Annotated in this window: 20 protein-coding genes and 1 tRNA gene; 13 read left to right on the top strand and 8 right to left on the bottom strand. The window is 42.5% G+C overall.

The window, feature by feature from the left end:
• Positions 1-661 precede the first annotated feature (661 nt).
• The 3 genes from gltA (at position 662) to FTU90_RS05530 (ending at position 4,589) form a co-directional block, all read left to right on the top strand.
• Complete coding sequence (gene gltA, locus FTU90_RS05540; protein WP_180072018.1) at positions 662-1,936, top strand: citrate synthase; 1,275 nt, start codon at positions 662-664, stop codon at positions 1,934-1,936.
• Positions 1,937-2,087: 151 nt separating this feature from the next.
• Entirely contained in the window at positions 2,088-2,591 is a 504-nt protein-coding gene (locus FTU90_RS05535; RefSeq protein ID WP_074383086.1) for a hypothetical protein, read from the top strand.
• A 372-nt stretch (positions 2,592-2,963) separates the two neighbouring features.
• Positions 2,964-4,589 (top strand): NAD+ synthase, encoded by a 1,626-nt coding sequence (locus tag FTU90_RS05530; protein WP_180072017.1) that lies wholly within the window; start codon positions 2,964-2,966, stop codon positions 4,587-4,589.
• A 215-nt stretch (positions 4,590-4,804) separates the two neighbouring features.
• On the opposite strand, the gene FTU90_RS05525 is transcribed toward FTU90_RS05530, so the two are convergent.
• Positions 4,805-4,881: transfer RNA gene (locus FTU90_RS05525), tRNA-Met, on the bottom strand.
• A 176-nt stretch (positions 4,882-5,057) separates the two neighbouring features.
• Between FTU90_RS05525 and FTU90_RS05520 the strand changes: the two genes are divergently transcribed.
• Positions 5,058-5,462 (top strand): hypothetical protein, encoded by a 405-nt coding sequence (locus FTU90_RS05520; protein WP_005171986.1) that lies wholly within the window; start codon positions 5,058-5,060, stop codon positions 5,460-5,462.
• Positions 5,463-5,702: 240 nt separating this feature from the next.
• On the top strand, positions 5,703-6,143 hold the full coding sequence (locus tag FTU90_RS05515; protein ID WP_005096273.1) for a universal stress protein: 441 nt from the start codon (positions 5,703-5,705) through the stop codon (positions 6,141-6,143).
• Positions 6,144-6,196: 53 nt separating this feature from the next.
• On the opposite strand, the gene FTU90_RS05510 is transcribed toward FTU90_RS05515, so the two are convergent.
• Positions 6,197-6,493, bottom strand: coding sequence for an MGMT family protein (locus tag FTU90_RS05510; RefSeq protein WP_005096272.1), 297 nt, complete (start codon positions 6,491-6,493; stop codon positions 6,197-6,199).
• 198 nt (positions 6,494-6,691) lie between these two features.
• Positions 6,692-8,191, bottom strand: a complete 1,500-nt coding sequence (locus tag FTU90_RS05505) for a sodium:proton antiporter (protein WP_005171990.1) — start codon at positions 8,189-8,191, stop codon at positions 6,692-6,694.
• Positions 8,192-8,420: 229 nt separating this feature from the next.
• Here FTU90_RS05505 and FTU90_RS05500 point away from each other — a divergent pair, with 229 nt between their 5' ends.
• Positions 8,421-8,975 (top strand): hypothetical protein, encoded by a 555-nt coding sequence (locus tag FTU90_RS05500; RefSeq protein ID WP_005171992.1) that lies wholly within the window; start codon positions 8,421-8,423, stop codon positions 8,973-8,975.
• Positions 8,976-9,218: 243 nt separating this feature from the next.
• Here FTU90_RS05500 and FTU90_RS05495 read toward each other — a convergent pair whose 3' ends face one another.
• Positions 9,219-10,124, bottom strand: a complete 906-nt coding sequence (locus tag FTU90_RS05495; protein WP_100328816.1) for a neutral zinc metallopeptidase — start codon at positions 10,122-10,124, stop codon at positions 9,219-9,221.
• Positions 10,125-10,173: 49 nt separating this feature from the next.
• A complete protein-coding gene (locus FTU90_RS05490) occupies positions 10,174-11,100 on the bottom strand; it encodes a DUF808 domain-containing protein (protein WP_074383090.1) in 927 nt (308 codons plus the stop codon).
• 189 nt (positions 11,101-11,289) lie between these two features.
• On the opposite strand from FTU90_RS05490, the gene trpS reads away from it, so the two are divergent.
• The gene (trpS, locus tag FTU90_RS05485) at positions 11,290-12,303 is read left to right on the top strand and encodes a tryptophan--tRNA ligase (protein WP_005172000.1); all 1,014 of its coding nucleotides are present in this window, start codon (positions 11,290-11,292) and stop codon (positions 12,301-12,303) included.
• 352 nt (positions 12,304-12,655) lie between these two features.
• Here trpS and lysS read toward each other — a convergent pair whose 3' ends face one another.
• Positions 12,656-14,185: a lysine--tRNA ligase gene (gene lysS, locus FTU90_RS05480; protein ID WP_005172002.1), complete on the bottom strand. Its 1,530-nt coding sequence runs from the start codon at positions 14,183-14,185 to the stop codon at positions 12,656-12,658.
• Positions 14,186-14,567: 382 nt separating this feature from the next.
• Between lysS and FTU90_RS05475 the strand changes: the two genes are divergently transcribed.
• Positions 14,568-15,062, top strand: coding sequence for a YqiA/YcfP family alpha/beta fold hydrolase (locus tag FTU90_RS05475; protein ID WP_180072016.1), 495 nt, complete (start codon positions 14,568-14,570; stop codon positions 15,060-15,062).
• A gap of 388 nt (positions 15,063-15,450) precedes the next feature.
• Here the strand turns inward: FTU90_RS05475 and FTU90_RS05470 are convergent, their stop codons facing one another.
• Positions 15,451-15,993 carry an adenine phosphoribosyltransferase gene (locus tag FTU90_RS05470; RefSeq protein ID WP_005096259.1) on the bottom strand — a complete coding sequence of 181 codons (543 nt, stop codon included), beginning with the start codon at positions 15,991-15,993 and terminating at the stop codon, positions 15,451-15,453.
• A 488-nt stretch (positions 15,994-16,481) separates the two neighbouring features.
• Between FTU90_RS05470 and rubA the strand changes: the two genes are divergently transcribed.
• The 5 genes from rubA (at position 16,482) to FTU90_RS05445 (ending at position 20,681) form a co-directional block, all read left to right on the top strand.
• Positions 16,482-16,646, top strand: coding sequence for a rubredoxin RubA (gene rubA, locus FTU90_RS05465; RefSeq protein WP_005096258.1), 165 nt, complete (start codon positions 16,482-16,484; stop codon positions 16,644-16,646).
• 96 nt (positions 16,647-16,742) lie between these two features.
• The gene (gene rubB / locus FTU90_RS05460) at positions 16,743-17,921 is read left to right on the top strand and encodes a rubredoxin reductase RubB (RefSeq protein WP_180072015.1); all 1,179 of its coding nucleotides are present in this window, start codon (positions 16,743-16,745) and stop codon (positions 17,919-17,921) included.
• A 57-nt stretch (positions 17,922-17,978) separates the two neighbouring features.
• Complete coding sequence (estB, locus tag FTU90_RS05455; RefSeq protein WP_005172008.1) at positions 17,979-18,917, top strand: esterase EstB; 939 nt, start codon at positions 17,979-17,981, stop codon at positions 18,915-18,917.
• A gap of 13 nt (positions 18,918-18,930) precedes the next feature.
• Entirely contained in the window at positions 18,931-19,839 is a 909-nt protein-coding gene (gene oxyR, locus FTU90_RS05450) for a LysR family transcriptional regulator OxyR (protein WP_005172010.1), read from the top strand.
• A gap of 254 nt (positions 19,840-20,093) precedes the next feature.
• Positions 20,094-20,681 carry a response regulator transcription factor gene (locus tag FTU90_RS05445; protein ID WP_100328822.1) on the top strand — a complete coding sequence of 196 codons (588 nt, stop codon included), beginning with the start codon at positions 20,094-20,096 and terminating at the stop codon, positions 20,679-20,681.
• Between the two features lie 61 nt (positions 20,682-20,742).
• Here FTU90_RS05445 and ppk1 read toward each other — a convergent pair whose 3' ends face one another.
• Positions 20,743-22,824 carry a polyphosphate kinase 1 gene (gene ppk1 / locus FTU90_RS05440; RefSeq protein WP_180072014.1) on the bottom strand — a complete coding sequence of 694 codons (2,082 nt, stop codon included), beginning with the start codon at positions 22,822-22,824 and terminating at the stop codon, positions 20,743-20,745.
• Positions 22,825-22,920: the final 96 nt, after the last annotated feature.

The raw sequence follows: 22,920 nt of genomic DNA, 5'->3' as shown, positions 1-22,920 counted from the left end.
TTTTTAATTCAGATTTAAATCAAGTGTCTAGATTTAACAGACCAATTGCCCCAATTCATCAGCAGCGCAGTGATTCAGATAACCTGATGTTAAATAGTGACTTAATTCATCAGACGATGGGTTTTTCAATCGATTTGAAGCATTTAGATTCAAAAAATCATTCATTTATTTTTATACTGACTAGCTTTGCTGCAAAGTTGGCCATTTATTAAGCTATTTTTTAATCAATTAAACCGGATTCAAAATTCAATTAATTGCTTTTATTTATAATTCCACCTGTGAAATTAAGCTTGGTAAAAACAATGTAAGTTATGAGATTTATATAGTTTTAAGCATGTTCACCTTAATCTCTCACCATTTTATCCCGCACTTCTTGCTAGGAAAAAACGCTTACAAATGCCCCAGGCAGTCTATTTTTTTCTGCACCTCTGTATCAATTTGACTTATTATAGAGGTTTGATGCTGTGATTTTACTGAACTTTTTATACTGAGCGAATATGACTAAACCGCTGTGCGGCTGCCATTTTTTCATCCATAAGTATAATTGACAAAATTTCAGTACTCACTAATCTTATAGCAAATTTTTGATCCGTCCGTTTTGTGCATTAAAAGATTGATAGACAAAGCGGATATACATTCACCAGGACAGGAGATCTATTGAATGTCTGAAGCAACTGGCAAGAAAGCCGTTTTACAGCTTGATGGCAAAGAAATTGAACTACCAATTTACAGCGGCACATTGGGCCCAGATGTAATCGACGTTAAAGATGTGTTGGCTGCAGGTCACTTTACTTTTGATCCTGGTTTTATGGCGACAGCTGCGTGCGAGTCTAAAATCACGTTCATCGATGGTAACAAAGGTGTACTTTTACACCGTGGCTACCCAATCGATCAATTGGCGACTAAAGCTGATTACTTGGAAACTTGCTATTTATTGTTAAATGGCGAACTTCCAAATGCTGAGCAAAAAGAAGAATTTGACGCTAAAGTACGTAACCATACAATGGTTCACGATCAAGTTAGCCGTTTCTACAATGGTTTCCGTCGTGATGCGCATCCTATGGCGATCATGGTAGGTGTGGTTGGTGCGTTATCTGCGTTCTACCACAACAATCTGGACATCGAAAATGTTGATCACCGTGAAATCACAGCGATCCGTTTAATTGCGAAGATCCCTACTTTAGCGGCTTGGAGCTACAAGTACACAATCGGTCAACCGTTTGTTTACCCACGTAACGACTTGAACTACGCTGAAAACTTCCTTCACATGATGTTCGCGACTCCTGCTGATCGTGATTATAAAGTTGATCCGATTCTTGCAAAAGCAATGGATCGTATCTTCACGCTTCATGCTGACCATGAACAAAATGCCTCTACGTCTACAGTACGTTTAGCTGGTTCTACTGGTGCTAACCCGTATGCATGTATTGCTGCTGGTATCTCGGCACTTTGGGGCCCTGCTCATGGCGGCGCGAACGAAGCTGTTCTTAAGATGCTTGATGAAATCGGCTCTGTAGAAAACGTTGCTGGCTTCATGGAAAAAGTGAAGACTAAAGAAGTTAAACTGATGGGCTTCGGTCACCGAGTTTACAAAAACTTCGATCCACGCGCGAAAGTCATGAAAGAAACTTGTGACGAAGTTCTTGGTGCGCTTGGCATCAACGATCCACAACTTGCTTTGGCTATGGAACTTGAACGTATTGCGCTTTCTGACGAATACTTCATCAAACGTAACCTATACCCGAACGTAGACTTCTACTCAGGTATCATCCTTAAAGCGATTGGTATCCCGACAGAAATGTTTACTGTGATCTTCGCGCTTGCACGTACTGTTGGCTGGATCAGCCACTGGTTAGAAATGCACAGCGGTCCTTACAAGATCGGTCGTCCTCGTCAGCTTTATACTGGTGAAGTTCAACGCGATATCGCTCGTTAATTCGAACGGCGTTGCAAGACAGAAAAACCACCCTTTGGGGTGGTTTTTTTAGTGCTGACAAAATCCTACATATAGCCTCTTTAATCCATTTTAAAATGCATGAACCTCGACCATATTCATAGATTGAAAACTTGAACAGGATCTGTGCTTGATGTTGTTGTATGCCCTACCGTTTATTTTAAGATTCATCCGTTTTGAACAGTTTAAGTGCCGTAACTTAACGGCCGGTGAAATCAGAATCTGTCAGCAGGTATTTGGCAATCTGATTGACTATTCGGCAGTCAGAATCATGAATCACCCTTATTTACCCTGGCAATCCAGCCATGTGATTATGGCGCCCAGTGGTTATATCCATGCACGAAATTTAAATTATCGGGAAGACTATTCATGTGAAAGCTTGGCCTATCAAGCACTGTTTATTCATGAGATGACCCATATTTATCAATACCAACAGCAGATTAATGTGGTTTTAAAAGGCGCATTTCTACAAAGTGCTTATTTTTTAAGCTTAGGGAAATATAATCCTTACAAATATCAATTTAATCCCAACAAATCATTTTCACAGTATAATATTGAACAACAAGGTGATATTGCCCGAGATATTTTTCTTAAAAAAATACCCAATATTATTTTAGATAGCCAAACAATTGTTTGATATATAATCATTTTTATTCAAAATATCATCTTGATTTGGCATTTTTAAAATTAAGGCCATGAATAAATGATTTAAATCCTGAGATTTATTCATGTGCAGAAAACCTACATATTCTTTATTTTTGGATAATAACTTTTCATTTCAACATTCATTCTCGCAAAACAGCTCTAGCTTCTGGATTAAATTTCGATAAAATAACCCAAGTATGATATTTTAGCTCGCAGATCAAGATTTAACGATCATGTGATAAAGACGTTTTTTCTTTTGCCATTTGGCATTTTTTTAAGTATCAAAATGCACTCAGCTGGATAATTAGAATTATAAAAATCAGTGATTTAGTGTATTAACCTATAGGAATAGGATTTAATTGGAATGAAAAGTTTTAAAATTGCGATTGCTCAGCTCTCTCCACATGTGGGCAATTTGGATGCAAATACTCAAAAAATGATTGATCAGGCCAATCAGGCTAAAAAAGATAAGGCTGATCTGATTATCTTCCCTGAGCTTGCAATCTTGGGCTACCCTGCAGAAGATCTATTAATTCGTCCAAGTCTGGCCAAACGCACCAAAGCTGCTTTTGAAAAACTGACTGAAGTCAAAGATATTGTGATGGTCTTCGGTTTTGTAAATCAAACTGAAGATGGCCAGCGTTATAACTCAGCAGCCGTCATGAAAGATGGTGAGGTGCTGGGTATTTATAACAAACAGGTGTTGCCAAACTATGGCGTATTTGATGAAAAGCGTTATTTCGGTGAAGGTCATCAACATCTGGTATTTGAATATCTCGGACACAAATTTGGTGTGCTGATTTGTGAAGACGCATGGTCTTTAGCTACTGTACAGCAGCTGGCAAAACTCAATATCGAAACTGCTCTGGTACTGAATGCCTCTCCATATGAAGTGGGTAAACCACAACACCGTATTGAGACCATGGCAGCTCTGGTAAAACAATTGAATATCAATCTGGTCTATTGTAACCAGGTCGGTGGTCAGGATGATCTGATCTTTGACGGTACCAGCTTTGTGTTAAATAAATCTGGCGAAGTCGCGCTACAGGCCCCAAGTTTCCAGGAAAGCCTTTCTATCGCAGAATATGATGCTGAACAGCTTCAATTTAGCAAAGGTACAATTACACCTGCGCTGGACACCATGGCTGAGATCTATCAGAGCCTGGTGATGGCAACCCGTGATTATGTACAGCGTTCTGGCTTCCCCGGCGTGATTCTGGGCCTATCGGGTGGGATCGATTCTGCCCTGACCCTTGCGATTGCTGCAGATGCCATTGGTGCAGACAAAGTTCAGGCGGTCATGATGCCTTATACCTATACCGCGCAAATCAGCGTAGAAGATGCGGCTGAACAAGCAAAAAATATGGGGGTAACCTTTGGTATTGCCGAAATCAATCCGATAGTAAACGGCTTTATGCAGGTACTCTTCCCGTTCTTTGGAAGCGCCCCGGCAGATGCGACTGAGGAAAACCTGCAAGCACGTTCGCGTGGCACTTTATTAATGGCGCTTTCCAACAAGTTCGGCAATCTGGTGCTTGCGACCGGAAATAAATCTGAACTGGCTGTGGGTTATTGCACACTGTATGGTGACATGGTCGGTGGCTATGCCGTCTTGAAAGATGTGTACAAAACCATTGTGTTTGAACTGGCGAAATATCGTAACAGTATTTCAGAAACACCCGTGATTCCAGAACGTGTCATTACTCGTCCACCATCAGCAGAATTGCGTCCAGATCAGGTCGATCAAGACTCTTTACCTTCGTATGACATTCTGGATGCCATCCTGTATTCATACATCGAAGAAGACATGAGTCAAGACGATATTATTGAGAAAGGTTTTGATGCTGAGGTGGTGAAAAAAGTCATCCGTCTGGTCGACATGAATGAATACAAGCGCCGCCAAGGTGCAATTGGACCACGAATCAGTTCACGTTCTTATGGCCGCGAACGTCGTTATCCAATCGTCAATGGCTGGAAAGCAGGTAACTAAGCCCTTTTCTTAGTTATTTAAATCGAATCGCCTGAGTGAATACTGGGGCGATTTTTTTATATCGACGCTAAAAGTAGAAAATTAATCAACAATCACAGAAAAATAATTTTGGAAATATCTGAAAATTTACTGGATGCTTCAAATAATTTTTATCATGCGCCATACTTTTTAAAAGACAAAAAAAGAGACCAAGCTGAGAGCTTGGTCTTTTAAAATGGTGGCTATGACGAGACTTGAACTTGTGACCCCCGCATTATGAGTGCGGTGCTCTAACCAACTGAGCTACATAGCCGTAAACTGTGTGCGCATTATCGTAATTTCAGGTGCTATCGTCAAGCATTTTAAAACACAAATGTTCAGTCTTTATGCAAATGAAGAATAAACTCTTAAACTTTAAACAATATTAGATTTTTTATTTGGTATTTCACATATTCTTATGAAGAACTTTAATGCTTGGAGCTTTCACCGATGTACAAAATTAACATACTGATTCTTTTGCTCAGCACTTTAGCAATCACCGCCTGCCAAGTGATTTCTCCTATTTTTGTCAACTACAATGGAGTACGTCGCGATGTGGCACAGTGGATTAATCATCAACAATTCATGAGCATGCAACAGAAACGCACCTTGGCGCAATTAAGTCGGGCTCAACAGCAAATCAAGCGTTATCCAGAATATGATCAGACTCAACGACTGGCCATTGCCAAAGAAAATCAGATTGCATTCTATTGTGCACGTTTGCATGTGAACGAACATAAAATCCAGCAACTGCAACAACAAATTTTCGCACCTGAGACGCAGGCGATTTTAAATCAATATGAACAACTGGCACCACAAATCAAATTGGACCCGGCATCCATTCAATGTGATTGACAATCAGCTTGAATATTTCTATAAATCCATATAATTCAATTATTTAAAATCAATAAACCATGAAACTTAAAACTCAGAAACCTGCGTTTAACTGTTTAATCTATTAGACATTATACCTATGTATTTACTTGGTTTTATTTTTATACAATACAGGCTATGATCAAAGTATAAACAACTATTCGTACTCGGTTTAACGCGTCATCATTTTTATAACACTTAATTCCCAACAGGAGAATTCTAATGCCTTTTGAACATATTTTAGTTCCTATTGATGGTTCGGAAACATCTTATGCTGCCGTTGATAAAGCAGTCGAAGTTGCCAAAGCATTTAACAGTAAAGTGACAGTGGTACAGGTACTGACACTCGACCCTTATATTGCTGCGGAATATATCTCTGCAGCGCAAACCAACGACCTGATTGAACGTGCCCGCACCTCGATCTTAAAAACTCTGGATGAAGCTAAAGCAAAATTCTCTGGTGCAGGTGTTGAAGTAGATACCCAGCTACTTGAAGGCCAGGTGATTTATAGCGAGATTGTCAAAGCAGCGAAAGATTTAAATTCTGACCTGATCATAATTGGTTCACATGGCCGTACTGGCTTCAAGAAACTGTTCCTGGGCAGCGTAGCTCAAAGCATTCTAGGTCAGGCCGATATTCCAGTGATGGTTATTCGCAAGTAATCCGTGCATCAAACTTAAAATCCCCACTTTCTAAAAGCGGGGATTTTTTATATCTAGACCCAACCATCCCACTGATAGCGTTTTAAATCCACACGATCACCGTCAAGTACAATCCCTTCCTGTATCAGCTTTTGTTGCTGAATATTCTGGCCAGATGAATCAAGCTTGTTCAGACTGATTTTAGCTTGTGCATTGATCACCCGATACCAGGGAATGTCGGTATTTTCTTCCAGATGACTTAAAACCCGACCCACTAAACGTGCATGTTGAGGTAAACCGGCCAGTCTGGCAATCTGCCCATAGGTTGCAACTTTTGCATAAGGGATCTGACTGACCACAGTCAAAATCATCTCTGCCATTTCCTGACTGGCTGAACTTGTCTTGCTGCATTTCATCTGTTCAATAGTACCTTTAAATAAAAGATCACGCCCTGATCCCCCTATTAACAGCTATAGGAAAATAATCACGCCTGATTAAATGCTGAGTCAAGCGATCTCATTTCACTATTAAACATAATCCAGTAGCGCTTTATCTTCTGGATTTTATCTTTAGAAATTATCTGGATTTTCCAGCCGTTTTACCTCTTGAACTTTGTCTGGATGATGTACAGTAGCAACACCATCGATATCTTTCTGATCAATCAGAATCTCTGGCTGAAAAATAGTGATGGTTTCATTTCCTTTGACATCTTCTCCAACAATATATTGAAAACCCTTACGGTTCAGCTTGTGGCACATACGCTGGTACCAGCCTTTAAAGCCCTGTGTGTCTTCCTCGGGATTATAGTAAAAAGCATTCATCACCGCAGGTAAGCCCAGACCACACACCAGACCCGACAAGAGCACCACAATAAAGGTATAGCCCACCAAAATACTGCTATAAGCCTCTAGCTGAGGAATATTGGCCACCGCCAGAATAAGCGCCAGGGAAATCCCGCCACGCACACCGCCCCAGGACAAAATCGTTAAACTGCCGTTATAGCTTTTTCGGCGTATTTTGGGGAACATGGCAAATGCCAAGTGATTGGCAGCAAAGCGCGCTAGATGTAAAATAATAAATGCCACAATCCCGCCCAAGACCAGACTGGTACTCAGGTCAAGAATAAACAACTCCAAGCCAATCAGAGTAAACAGGAAGGAGTTAATAATCCCTTCAACCGTATGCCAGAAATGGTTCACGTCACCAATATCGGCATCGGCCAGAATTTCTTTCCATTTATTACCGACGATTAAGCCACCAATGACACAGGCAATCGGTGCTGAAGCATGGGCCAATAAAGCAATAAGATAAGAGCCACATGCCAATAAAGCAGTGGTCAGAATCAGTGACTCCATTTCATGCTTGCCACGCAAGATTCTTAATATTGCAAAGCCAAATCCCAGACCAATCAGTACGGCCACCACAATCTCATACAATAAAGTTTGCATGACAGCCAGCACCGTAAAGTTTTCGCCTTGCAGAACATTGAGCAGGGTCATAAATAAGGCGATACACATGGCATCATTAAATAACGATTCGCCTTCCAGCTTGACAATCAGATGATGCGGTGCGCGAACTGAACTCAATACGCCTTTAATGCCGATCGGATCAGTCGCCCCCAAAGCCGCACCAAGTAATAACAACACCAGTAAATCCACATGATTACCAATCAGGAACTGATAGCCATATAAAACTGCACCAAAGAACACCGCACAAAAGACCAGCGCTAAACTTGCCAAAATACCAATCGGTCGCCAATGATTACGTAAATCTGAAACCTTAAACTTCAGTGCAGATGAGGTCAGAATAAAGCAGATCACCCCATTGATCAGAAAATCATAAAAATCGATGTTACGAACAGCCTGCTCGATATTGTCAATATTAATACTAAAGAATGGATTACCTTGTAATAAACTGGCGCCCCATTGCAAAATAAAAACAAAGATGGCCGAAACAATCGGAACACCGATCGCTTGCGGAAAACCTAAAACACGCTTATTAAACATAGTGGTGGCAATGGAAAGTGCAAAGACCACCGTGAGTAGCTGAAGAAAAAAGAAATTTCCCATTCGGTTTCCTAAAGTCGGGCGAGATGGAGCAATATGCGCCGAGCGGCATGGTCAAAATAGAGATTTGAATAGCAGAGCATTAGTAAAAAGGCATTCTAGCAAAACAAGTTTAATCCTCTTTTTATCGAATTGAGTTAAGTTTCTTTTCAGTATTTCCGAATGATGATTTAACATACAGATCAGCACTCGGCTTTTGCTTTCCCATCTTTCTATTTTGAATTTTTCTCCCATGCACCAAACTGTCAAAACCATTTTTCGTCTTTGTTTTGCGAGCGTGATTTTTCTGATCACCTTATCCTTATGTTTTACCTGCTTCGCTAAAATTCAGGAGATTCTGCAGGCAGAACAGCATTATCAGCAGGCAACCCGTATTCCCTTGAAAAGTACAACTGGCGAACAGTATGTTTTGGTATCTAATAACCAGCGACCGGACAATGCCATTTTTATTCTGATTGCAGGAAATGGTTATGTGGCCAAAATCAATTGTGAGCATTACAGTGCTTTATGTAGTGATGAGGACAATCAATCACATACCCGTCAAATCCAGAGCGTCCACCTAATTAAAGCGGGAAATCTGTTTTATATTGAAAAAATTCAATTTAGAGATAGCCGGACTGGCAAAGTCACGGCTCTCGAATATACCAACCATGATATGCAGCAGTTCTATCAAAATGACATCAACAATCTCAAATATACGGTCTTTGCCATTGCCTTGTTTGCTTTGGCCGCCTTATTTGTCAGTATCAAGATATTAAGAAATTTCCGGCGTTTTCTGCATAAATAAAAAAGGATTGCCTGCTCCACAGCTGCCCCACAATTGAATTAAGTAGATTTTGGAGATGCGAGTGTGACAAGGAGGTCACACCTTAGCCATCACGACAAGCATGTTGTGTATGGCGAACAAAAGACTTTTGCCTGCTTTTGACCTGTCAAAAGCAGGATTTCATGACGTCATAGATTCAAACTATAACCAAAGTTAAAATGATGAGAAGCAGTGGCACCTGCTCCTTTTTTATCTGGAAACAAGCTAAATATTTTGGTTAAAGGTATCGCAATTCGAAACCTGACCCGATTTCAAGCCGGTATTAAACCACTGTACGCGCTGCGCACTGCTGCCATGGGTAAAGCTGTCCGGTACCACCTGCCCGCGAGCACGTTTCTGTAAATAGTCATCACCAATTTTATGTGCGGCATCCATAGCTTCCTGCACATCTCCCTGTTCCAGAAACTGGGTGCGCTGATGATTATGGTAGGCCCAGACTCCAGCCAGACAGTCTGCCTGCAATTCTTGGCGCACTGAAAGCTGGTTACTCTGTACCTCGCTTGCCTGCTGACGTGCCTGCTGTACTTGAGAGGAAATCCCCAAAATCGTCTGGATATGATGACCTACTTCATGGGCCACCACATAAGCCTGCGCAAAATCTCCGGCCTGATCATTACGGGAGAGTTCGGTGGCATTCTGTTCTCCACCAATCCCCATCTGAGTACGCATATCTTTAAAGAATGCGGTATCGATATAAACTTTCTGGTCTGCCGGACAGTAGAAAGGCCCCATCGCCGCCTGAGCCGTACCACAACCCGAATTCACAATGCCATTGAACAAAACCAGTTTTGGGGGAACATACTGCTGATTTAACTGCTGCTGAAACACCTGAGTCCAGGTATCTTCAGTATCTGCTAGTACGGTGCCGACAAAATCAATCGACTCCTGCTGTTCCGGCGTAGGATTTTCCAGACCCCGTGTTTCCGCCGCACCCGATACGCCTTGGGTGACCTGTTTGGTGGTTTGATAAGCTTGCTGTGGATCGACGCCGAAGAATTTCCAGGCCACAAAAGCCACAATCAACCCGACAATACTGATACCACCAGCTTTGGCACCACCACCGCGACGGTCTTCTACATTACTACTGACACGACGACCTTTCCAACGCATAGTTTTTTTCCTTTTCTTCATCTGCTCAATTTGCAGATATTTTTGCATCTTAAGCTTTTGATGATTTGGGCCAGATTTTTTTAATCAGGCTGATGACCAGCATCACCAGCAGACCCGCTAAAATTCCCACGGCGAAATTAATCAAGGTCGGTGTTACAGCACCTACAATATTTCCGATACTGGGAATATCCTGTACATAGCTAACACTATCTTCAGTAAAGTGGTGAATAACAGGAATAGCATGATTAATAATTCCCCCACCGACCAGGAACATCGCTGCAGTTCCAACAACTGATAAAATTTTCATCAGAATCGGGGCAAATGCCAACAAGCCGCGTCCTATTTGTTGCTTAAAATCGGACTGCTGCTCGGTCAGATGCAGACCGATATCATCCAGTTTGACAATCAGGGCAACAAAACCATAGACCCCGATGGTCATCACGATCGCGATCAGGCTTAAAACGGTAACTTTGGTCAGCATAGAGGCTGCTGCTACCGTCCCCAAGGTAATCACGATAATTTCAGCCGAAAGGATAAAGTCGGTGCGAATCGCGCCTTTGACTTTTTCATTTTCAAACTGGTGCAAATCTGTTTCAGTCTGGATCAGTTGCTCACGGGCCTGTTCAGCATCCTTGGCCTTCGGTGTATGCAAGGTGTGTACGATTTTTTCCACGCCTTCATAACACAGAAACAAACCACCCAGCACCAATAAGGGGTTAATCAGCCAGCCGGCAATAAAGCTGATTAACAAGGCCAGCGGCACTAAAATCAGCTTATTGACAAAAGAACCTTTGGCCACTTTCCAGACTACCGGTAATTCACGATCTGCCCGTACGCCTGACACTTGCTGTGCATTTAAAGCCAGATCATCACCGAGGACGCCTGCTGTTTTTTTGGCTGCCATTTTACTCATCACAGCCACATCATCCAAGACCGTCGCAATATCATCTAATAATAATAATAAACTGCTCGCCATACTTATTATCCTTATCATATTTCAGTTTATTTTAATCAAAATTCTTAAAAATATTGTATTCACTTGTTTAATTAATAAGATTTTTTTAATACAGCTTTTTTTCTGGCTGACAATCAAAAACAGAATACCGTACAATGTTGCCATTCGTTAAAATACAGCTGTAGTACTGACTACCCTTTGGAATAAATAATGAGTAATCAAGATAATCGTCCAGTGATCTTGACGGGCGACCGTCCTACCGGACAACTTCACCTCGGCCACTTTGTCGGTTCATTACGCTCTCGTGTAGGCCTGCAAGATTCTCACCATCAACACTTGTTACTTGCTGATGCTCAAGCACTCACCGATAATGCCGATAATTTTGAAAAAGTACGTCGTAACATTATTGAAGTGGCAACGGATTATCTGGCTGTCGGTATTGATCCAACTAAAACTACAATTTGTGTTCAGTCATGTTTACCTGCCTTAAACGAACTGACGATGCTTTACCTCAATTTCGTGACTGTTTCACGTCTTGAGCGTAACCCGACCATTAAATCTGAAATCCAGATGCGTGGTTTTGAGCGCGATATTCCAGCGGGTTTCTTATGCTACCCGGTAGCTCAGGCTGCCGACATTACGGCATTCAAGGCCACTGTTGTGCCTGTGGGTGAAGATCAGATTCCAATGATCGAACAGACCAATGAAATCGTGCGTCGTCTGAACCGTCAAATCGGTCATGACCTGTTACCAGAATGTAAAGCGCTACTGTCTAATGTCGGCCGCCTCCCTGGTTTTGATGGCAAAGCGAAAATGTCAAAATCTTTGGGCAATACCATTGTGCTGGATGCGACAGATAAAGATATTAAAAAAGCCGTCAATGCCATGTATACCGATCCGAATCATCTTCGTGTGGAAGACCCAGGTCAGGTTGAAGGCAATGTAGTATTCACTTATCTGGACGCCTTTGATCCAAACAAAGAAGAACTGGAAGAGCTTAAGGCATACTACCGTCGTGGTGGTTTAGGCGATGGTACAGTGAAAAAACGTCTGGAAGGCATTCTCAAAGAATTGATTGGTCCAATCCGTGAGCGCCGTATGGAGCTTGCTAAAGACCCTGACTATATTATGGATATTTTAAAGACCGGAACAGATAAATGTCGTGATATTACCCAGGCGACTTTAGATGAAGTGAAAACCGGTTTAGGTGTATTCCGTTTCTAAACATAAAATGACCACCTAAAGCTCTTCATATGAAGGGCTTTTTTATTGTGAGGTGTTTATGCACGATAAAGCAGCAAACTCGCCCATAGAATCTCCATAGTTTTAACCTTAATTAACATCTATTAACATGAATACTGCTGAGTCAAGCCTTACCGGGTCGTATTATAGCTACATACAGTAAGGAATCAAATTTAACTCTCTCCACAGTTAAGCTTGATGTAGTTTGAAAAAACATTCCTTTTTCTACGCAATGATCACCCCAATCATTGCGTTTTTTTTGTCTTTAATTTTTTAGTATAGCGATTTAAAGCATAAAAAAACCCGCCTAAGCGGGTTTTCTAAAATTCAGCACTTATGCATTTTTATGACGCATATGCGGGAACAAGATCACATCACGGATACTTGCTGCATTAGCAAAGATCATCACTAGACGGTCAATACCAATACCTTCACCGGCTGTTGGCGGTAGGCCATATTCCAGTGCTTCTACAAAGTCTGCATCATAATGCATCGCTTCATCATCACCCGCATCTTTTTCCGCAACCTGTGCCTGGAAACGTTCCGCCTGGTCGATTGGATCATTTAATTCCGAGAAGCCATTTGCCAGTTCACGACCACCAATAAAGAATTCAAAACGGTCAGTGATGTGCGGATTGTCATCATTACGACGTGCCAATGGAGAAGTTTCCGCTGGATATTCCGTAATGAATGTTGGTTGACGCAGTTTGGTTTCAACTGTTTCTTCAAACACAATCGTTTGCAGCTTACCCAGACCAAAACCTGGCTTCACTTGCTCTTTCAATTCTTCCTGAAGGAATTTTGCCAGGAACTCACGGTCATTGACATTTTCCGGAGTAAATTGCGGGTTATTTTCCAGAATTGCATCAAACATTGAAATTTTCTTGAATGGCCCTTTGAAGCTATACACTTCATCACCATAAGGCACATCGGTCGAACCCAAGATATCCAGCGCCAGTTTTTCCAGCATCTGCTCGGTCAATTCCATCAGATCCTTATAATCTGCATAGGCTTGATAGAATTCAATCATGGTGAATTCTGGGTTATGACGCGTAGATACCCCTTCGTTACGGAAGTTACGGTTAATTTCGAACACACGTTCAAAACCACCCACCACCAAACGTTTTAAATAAAGCTCTGGCGCAATACGCAAGAACAATGGCATGTCTAGTGCATTATGATGCGTTTCAAACGGACGCGCAGAAGCACCGCCTGGGATCACATGCATCATTGGCGTTTCAACTTCCATATAGCGTTTTTCAGTCAGGAAGGCACGAATACCTGCAACCACTTTGGCACGAATTTCAAACGTTTTACGGGTTTCTTCGTTCACGATCAGATCAAGATAACGTTTACGATACTTTACTTCAGTATCATTCAGACCGTGGAACTTGTCTGGCAGCGGACGCAATGATTTGGTTAATAATTCAAAATGTTCGATGTGTACATACAGATCGCCTTTGCCTGAACGACCGATATAACCTTCGATTGCAATAATGTCGCCAAGGTCTAAACCTTTGATGGTCGCAAGTACATCTGCAGCGAGTTCTTTACGGGCGACATAAAGCTGGATACGACCTGTCATGTCCTGGATCACAATAAATGAACCACGGTTTAACATCACACGACCGGCAACTTTGACGTAGACCTTTTCGCCTGCTTCAATTTCTTCTTTAGATTTATCAGCGAACTGGTCTTGTAAATCTTGGGCATAATGCTCACGCTTAAAGGTATTTGGCCATGGGCTTTTACCAGTTTCTTGTGCCTGAGCTTCGATTTGCTTTAACTTGGCATGACGCTGTGCAATTAAATCGTTTTCGGAAATGATTTGTTCAGAAGTCGATTGAGCGTTAGTTTGCGTCATCTCTGCCTCGAATAAGATTAGTTAAAAAATAGAAGTTGCATAGAATAGCAGAAATCCTACCCAAATCGTAGCTTAAACACTCTCAGGAAGCGGCTTTTCTTTGGAAAAATCCACTATCTTGGCATTTTCCCAACCTTATCCCGTCAATCTAATCCACTCTACCAATACAATTCAGCTCGATTTGGGACAGATTATGCGATTACTTAGATGAAAGTCCTAGTGTGTGACGAGGTAGAGCAAATCACTGCGCAGAAAAATGCTGGCTTAGACCAATAGCTAACTGCCTTGAATGTCCACACGTTCTACAATGATGCTCAGATTGAAGATGATGTGCCAATCAATAAATACCAATATGGCATGCCCCATAAAAATGAGTAAGATTATGTCTAAGATTTTGTTTTTACATGGCTTAGATTCCTCCAGAGAATCCACCAAGTTTCATGCAATTAATGTCGTGCATAAATATTGTATTGATGTCGATTATCGTAATCTGAGCTATAATTCGGTCGCCAATTTTTATCATGAGATGATTGAAACCATCAAACCAGATATTCTGGTGGGCCATAATCTTGGCGGCTATTGGGCATTGAAAATGTCGCAGGCTTATCACCTTCCCTGTGTGGTGGCGAATCCCATTTTGCAACCCAATTTCAGAGATGATTATCCGGAAATTTGTCATGGCGATTTACAGCATGACATTCCGCAGTTTGCCTATCTCGAACTGGGCGATGAAATTCTGGATATGCATGCAGTTCAGGCACAGCTTGAAGACTATATGCAAATTCAGGCAGTTGATGGCGGCCATCATCGACTAGAACATCCTGAACAGATTAATACGCTGATTCAGGAAATTGAACATCATTTTATCAGACAATAAAAAGCCCCGATATTGAGGTAATGCTGATCAGTTAAGGAGTTTAGAAATAGACTCTTTAACTTTTTAGTCATTCACGGCGGAGTCTTAACTTTATAAATCAAATACTTGAAAATAATTTGTTACTTTGGTTTCGCCCAAATGAGAAGCGAAGCTTCGCAAGGAAGGCATCTTGCGGAGCAACACTCCTCACCGCAAAACTCGTCAGCCACCATCGACTAGTAAATTTGTCGCAGAAACAATCATTTTTAAATCTAGTCCTGCCTCAAACAGTTGCGGATGACTTTTCTACTTGTCAAATATGATCATGAATTTAAAAAAGAAAATGCCAGTCAATTTCTTAACTGACCGGCATTACCGATATTGAGGAGCTTTTTTTTAAATCTACAATTTAGGCAACCGCAGCTTCAGGCTGAGATTTATCATCCAGTACTGACCAGATATCCAGACCTAATTCAGCATGCAAATCAGGAAGATCAAGAAAGATACTTGCACCTAGTACTTCATGCTGACATTTGAGTGCCAATTCATTTACCGCTTTTAAAGTTCCGCCTGTTGCCAGAACATCATCAACAATGATGACTTTCTGAGACTGAACTTCCGCAGACATTTCTAAACGATCCAGACCATATTCCAGGCTATAACCGACACCCACGACTGGAGGCGGCAATTTTCCTGCTTTACGCACCAATAACAAGCCTTTGCCGGTACGTTGTGCCAACAGGCTTGCCAACACAAAACCACGTGCTTCCACTGCGATAAAGCTTTCTACTTCTGCCAGTTTGTCAGCAGGAATGCTGGCAATCAGGGCATCAGTCAATGGACCAATATTGCTCATGAAAAGTGGGGTCAAATCATAAAAGCAAATTCCTGGTTTTGGAAAATCTTGGACCGTACGAATGTGAGACCACAAAGAAGTAGACAAATTGCTCATGGGAGATCTTAAAAAAAGAAAAGGAATATGCGAATTTTAAACCTATTTCCAGCCAATGAACAAGCCGAGCTGTATAATAAAAACCCAATATTTAAGCACAAGTTATTGATTTTATTATATTCATTTATTATAAAAATATTTAATCCAGACTTTACTGATTCTAAATTATATAAAAACCTCAGTTTTTACTGCACGACTTTGGTCTATAACGCCTCATTTAAGCTAAATTTTGCCACAGCAGCCGCTTCATCACTCCACAGCATTTGCCAGCAAAGCCGATTTGACTCATTTTCAGAGAAATACTGAATCCCAAAGTCATTCTGCTGCTAATTTCGCTGATTAAGCTTTTATTCACTTTACTTTCTGAATAGAACTGCGTAAAAATTTAGCCAAATATGTTCACTGTTAAAAAGTCATATTCTTTTAGAGTCTTGCCATTTTATGGATTTTAAGCTGACGGTTACACTTGCTCAGTTTTGGAGAGTTACATGAAAAAGTATCAATGCATCGTTTGTGGATGGATTTATGACGAGGCGGAAGGTTGGCCTCAAGACGGCATCGTGGCGGGAACCAAATGGGAAGATATCCCGGATGACTGGACCTGTCCAGATTGTGGCGTGTCTAAAGTCGATTTCGAAATGATCGAAGTCTGAGCACGCCCAGTTAAAGACCATGTCAATATGGTCTTTTTTTATGTCCTTTTTATCCTCATATAAAACAGCATGGAGCCCTACAGCATGGAAACGACTATGCATCCTATCGTTATTATTGGTTCAGGTATGGCAGGTTATGCTGTAGCACGTGAATTTCGCAAACTTAATCCAGAGCATGAACTGCGGATGATTTGCGCGGATGATGCGATAAATTATGCCAAACCTACCCTTTCCAATGCTTTGGTTGGTAAGAAAGCGCCTGAACAGATTGCATTGGGCGATGCTGCAAAAATGTCGGCACAACTGAATATGCGGATTGAACAGCAGACTTGGGTCAAAGCCATTCATCCGGAAGATCATCAGCTGGTACTTGAGAAAGATGGTCAGGAAAGCACACAGAATTATTCCAAACTGGTCTTGGCGGTCGGTGCCAACCCGGTACGTTTAGCCATTTCCGGTGATGCCAGTGATGACATTCATGTGGTGAATAATTTAAGTGACTATAAGACGTTCCGCAGCAATCTGGCGGCACGTGAAGATAAACGCGTGGTGATTTTAGGCGCAGGCCTGATTGGTTGCGAATTTGCCAATGACCTGCAAAATACCGAGCATCAGGTCACAGTGATCGATCTGGCACCTCAACCGCTGGGCCGTTTATTACCTGAACATGTTGCAACGGCCTTCCAGAAAAACCTTGAAGAAACCGGCATTCATTTCGTCTTGGGCACCACGGTCGAGAAGGTCTCTCGTGCTGAAAATGGTGACTATTTGGTCATACTGGCCAATGGTCAGTCTCTCGTTGCTGATGTGGTTTTGTCTGCGGTAGGTCTACAGCCGAATATTTCTTTGGCCAAACAGGCAGATGTTCATACCAGTCGTGGAATTTTAACCACGGCGCAACTGGAAACCAATCATGCCGATATTTATGCCGTAGGTGACTGTGCTGAAGTGAATGGTACCTTATTGCCTTATGTCATGCCCATCATGCAACAGGCGCGCGCGCTGGCAAAAACCCTGAATGGCGAACATACGGCTGTACATTATCCGGCTATGCCAGTGGCAGTGAAAACGCCTGCTGCACCTTTAACTGTCCTGCCTGCACCAGTCGATGTTGAGGTCACCTGGGAAACTGAAGAGCTGGAAGATGGCATGCTGGCCAAAGCCATCGACGGTAGCGGCACTTTACGTGGCTTTGTACTCTTGGGTGCAACTGCGGGCAAACAACGTCTGTCTTTGACCAAGCAGGTTCCTGACTTGATTCCTGCTGTGGTTTAGAGGTTTAATACTCAGGATATTTTTTAAACAAAATATCCTTTAATTAGGACAGCAATTATGCACAGCGCATTACAGTTTAATCTTTCTCCATATAGTTCTTTCATGCGTGAAACCAGAGTTGATCTGGGTAATGGTGTGGAATTACATGTCGAGGTAGGCGGAAATCCGGAAAATCCTACGCTGCTCTTGATTATGGGACTGGGTGCGCAGGTGCTGTACTGGCCTGACTTTTTTTGCAAATCATTGATTGATCAAGGTTTCCATCTGGTACGTTTTGATAATCGCGATATTGGCCTGTCTTCAAAAATCCATAACAAGGGTCCACGCCTGAACACCCTGAAAATGATGAGCCGTTTTGTGCTCGGTCTGGGCAATCAGGGTGCACCTTATGACCTGTATGATATGGCTGAAGATGTCAGTCTGCTGATTGAAAAAATGGGGCTGGATCAGGTTGATGTATTGGGTGCATCCATGGGTGGCATGATTGCCCAGATTCTGGCGGCACGCTATCCGGACAAAGTCAAAAAACTGGGTTTACTGTTTACCAGCAACAATCAGCCGCTGTTGCCACCGCCCTTTCCCAAGCAACTCTTTAGTTTGATTGACAAACCGGCTTCAACAGATGAAGATGGTATTGTAGATCATAGTCTAAAACTGTTTAACATCATCGGTTCGCCAGGTTATGTCAATCATCTGGAAGCGGTGCAGACCGCACGTAAATTATATAAACGAAGTTACTATCCTGCCGGTGTACTTCAACAGTTTTTAGCAATATTATGTACAGGTTCATTGCTGCAACTGAACAAGCAAATCAAGCAAGAGACCCTGGTGGTTCATGGTGCTCGTGATCGATTGCTGCCTCCCAGTCATGGCAAGGCCGTTGCAAAAGCGATTCCAGGGGCTAAATTTGAATTAATTGATGGAATGGGGCATGATATCCCACCGCATTTTATTCCATATCTTAGCGAATTATTTGCTGATCATTTTAAATCATAAACATTAGGACACTATGGCTGCACTACCCTCCTTAAGACAGCTGTCATACCTCGTAACACTGTCAGAGACGCTACATTTTACAGAAGCTGCTCGCCGCTCATTTGTCACCCAGTCAACTTTGTCTGGCGGCATTATGGAGCTGGAGCGTTTACTCGGTGGCGTACTTGTTGAACGCGATCGCCAGAATGTTCGTTTAACGCCTCTTGGTGAACAAGTGGTTGCACGCGCACGTGTTCTACTGGCTGATGCTCAGGACTTGATGCGTTTAAGTCGTGAGATGAGTGAACCCTTAACCGGTGATTTACATCTTGGCGTGATTCCTACGATTGCTCCCTTCCTGCTGTCACAGCTGCTAGAAGAAGTGCATAAACAATTACCAAAAATCCAGTTGCATCTGCATGAAGCACAAAGCGAAAAAATTGTAGAAAAACTGGAACATGGCAACCTGGATATGGTGGCCTTGGCGCTGCCTTTCGATACACGTGGCCTGAAAGTGGCCGAGATTGCCAAAGAGAATCTGTATCTGGTTTATCAAAAATCAGATCAACACGCTGCACAAGCGAATTCTCTGGAAGATCTGGATCTATCTCGCCTGATGTTACTTGAGGAAGGTCATTGCTTACGTGATCATGCCCTGAGTGCCTGCCCGATTGGTGAGCGTAAAAATGATCATCGTTTAAAAGCCAGCTCTTTGCCGACTTTAATCGAAATGGTCTCTGCAAATCTTGGTTTTACTTTATTGCCAGAAATTGCGATTTATACCAATATGATCAAAGCCAACCCTGAGATTCTGGTCAAGCCAATCAACTCTGCGCCAAGTCGCACCCTGGCATTGGTGACGCGTAAAAGTACACCGCTACAAAGCGAATTTGATGTGTTATTACAGATTTTCCAAAAAATCACTCAGCACAATGCTGCTTGAGCTAAAATTTTAGATGATTAAAAGGAGCACACCCGTTGCTCCTTTTTTTATATCTCAAAGTGGATATAGCCAACCATCATAGACCTGCTAAAGTCTCAAACTGACTGTTGCTGTCATCGGTTTTAATCTGCAATAAATGCTATTTAAGACGAAGATGAGGTAATTATCGTTAAATCCCTATTTTTTGGGATATTCATTTTATTTTGCTTCATTCACAGTATAGCCTTCTCTCAGAATCAACAGGATTGAGCTTATTGGCTGCCCTCTTGCCTGCACCGGTTTTAGTCATCACTTCATTTACTGACCTGAACCTGTCCAAAACTCAGACTGTGCTGCAACAACTGGGCTATCAACCAGATATGCTGCTATATGCAGACAATCTCCAATCTGCACAAGAGATGATTGCCGAACATCTGCCTAACTTGATTCTTTATCACCTGACAGAAGCCTTACAGATTCATTTCATCGGTCAGATGAAACAGCATAACCCAAGTACACCTGTAGTTGCCGTACTCAAGAGTGAATCCACAGCACTCATTTATTCAGCAATCTTATCTGGTGCAAATAGCTATATCCAACCTCAGGCTTCATTCATCCAGTTTGCTGAAAGCCTGAAAATTGTCTTGCGCGGCGGTGCCTATATCCATGCTGAACTGGCAGAACATATCCTGTACCAGCTCACTGACAAAACCTGTCTCAAGGTAACCGAATTGCAGCTCTTACGCTTACTCAGCCAGCAAAAAAACCCAGTAGACATACAGCACCAGCTCCAGCTGACTGACTATCAGATGTATGCCCAGGTCAAACAGATCTATCGCAAACTGCTGATATCCTCTGCTTAAAACCCTTGAATGCTATTTTCTGGATAAAAAAGAGGCTGAATTTTCAGCCTCTTGAGATCGTTTATTTAAACAAGTCCAATAAAATGCGTTGAGCATTATGTGGCTTTTCACCTTCTTGCAGCTGCGCCCGCAGCCAGGTTCCATCCCCTTGTAATAACCAGGATTGCTGATTATCTTTCAGATAGTTAAGTAGCCCCTGTTGATAGATGCGTTTTTTCAACGCTTCATCTTCTACCGGGAAGCAGGCTTCGACCCGGTTAAACAGGTTGCGATCCATCCAGTCTGCACTTGAACAGTAAACCCGTGCATTACCGTTATTGCTGAAATAATACACGCGGGTATGTTCCAGGAAACGCCCGACAATCGAACGTACCCGAATATTTTCAGACAAACCTGGCAATCCCGGACGCAAACTACAAATCGAGCGGATAATCAGGTCAATCTGTACCCCGGCCTGAGAAGCTTCATAGAGTTTATTGATCAACTGCATCTCGGTCAGCGCATTAACTTTGACAATAATCTGCGCCGGCTTGCCTGCTTTGGCATTCACGATTTCATTATCAATATAATTAATGAGTTGGGCATGTAAGGTAAATGGCGCATGTAACAGCTTTTTCAGCTTGGCCATTTTCCCCATACCGGTCAGCTCCTGAAAGATACGGTGCACATCTTCACACAGGTCTTTATCCGTGGTGAGCAAACCATAATCAGTATAGATCCGCGCATTGCCGGCATGATAGTTGCCGGTTCCCAGATGTACATAGCGCACCAGTTTATTATTTTCCCGGCGTACCACCAGAATCATTTTGGCATGGGTTTTATAGCCAACGATGCCATAGACCACCACCGCACCGGCTTCTTGCAGGACATTGGCCACTTCGATATTGGATTCTTCATCGAAACGTGCACGCAATTCAATCACGGCCGTGACTTCCTTGCCATTGCGGGCAGCTTCCGCCAGCACCTGCACGATTTCAGAATCCGGGCCACTGCGGTACAGGGTCTGTTTGATCGCCAGCACTTGTGGATCACGTGCAGCTTCACGCAACAATGAAATGACCGGTGCAAAAGACTCAAACGGATGATGCAGCAAGATGTCCTGTTTTTGCATGGCACTAAAAATATTTTCAGATTTTTTCAGTACTTTGGGAATGATCGGGGTATGTGAATCATAGCGTAAATGCGGGCGCTTGAAATTAGACAGTAAGCGCGCCAGATTGACTGGGCCTGCGACTTTATAAAGCTGCTCTTCTTCCAGATCAAATTCATTCAGCAGATATTCATAAATATGCTGCGGACAGTTTTCTGTCACTTCCAGACGTACAGCACGGCCAAAACGGCGTGAACTGAGTTCGCCTTTAAGCGCCTTAGCCAAATCTTCAACATCTTCATTCAGGGCCAGATCGGCATTCCGCGTGACACGGAACTGATAGCAACCGGTCGCTGTCATGCCTGGGAACAGATCCGAAACATGTTCATGAATAATCGCGGACAGCATCACATGATGCTCTTTGCCATCGGTTAATTCATCTGGCAGACGTACCACGCGTGGTAACGAACGCGGCGCTGGCACCACAGCCAGATCAATCTGACGGCCAAAGGCATCTTTACCTTCGAGAGTCACAATAAAGTTCAGTGATTTATTCACCAGACGTGGAAACGGATGTGCAGGGTCTAGGCTAATTGGCGTCAGGACGGGCGCAACCTGTTCCTGAAAATATTTTTTCACCCAGGCCGATTGTGCCGGAGTCAGTTCACCACGGCGCAAGAAACAGATATCTTCCTCACGCAGTTTTGGCAAAATTTCTTCATTTAAAATACGGTACTGGCGTTCAATCGCAGCATGTGCAGTTTTGGAAATCTGTTCCAGCACCTGCTTTGGGGTCAGGCCATCCGGACTGCGACTTTCATTGTCCAAATCTAACTGTTCCATCATTCCTGCGACCCGAATCTCAAAAAATTCGTCCAGATTACGCGAGAAAATTAACAGGAAATTCATGCGTTCAAGCAAGGGATGTAAAGGATCGACAGCCTGTTCCAGGACGCGTAAATGGAAGTCTAAAATAGACAGTTCACGATTTATATAACGATCATTATATGTATATTCGGGCTGTGCTGAAGTAGTGCTGGCTGCCGTATTCATATCAAACCTATGCGGATTTAAAATTGTGCTTATCAGTTCAAGTATGCTTCAAATTGATGACAATTTCATAAAAAAAAGCCCAAAAACTGGGCTTTT

Origin of the sequence: Acinetobacter sp. YH12200, assembly GCF_013418175.1 — a bacterium.
Taxonomy (GTDB): Bacteria; Pseudomonadota; Gammaproteobacteria; order Pseudomonadales; family Moraxellaceae; genus Acinetobacter; species Acinetobacter pseudolwoffii.
This window is presented reverse-complemented; position numbering and strand designations above follow the sequence as displayed.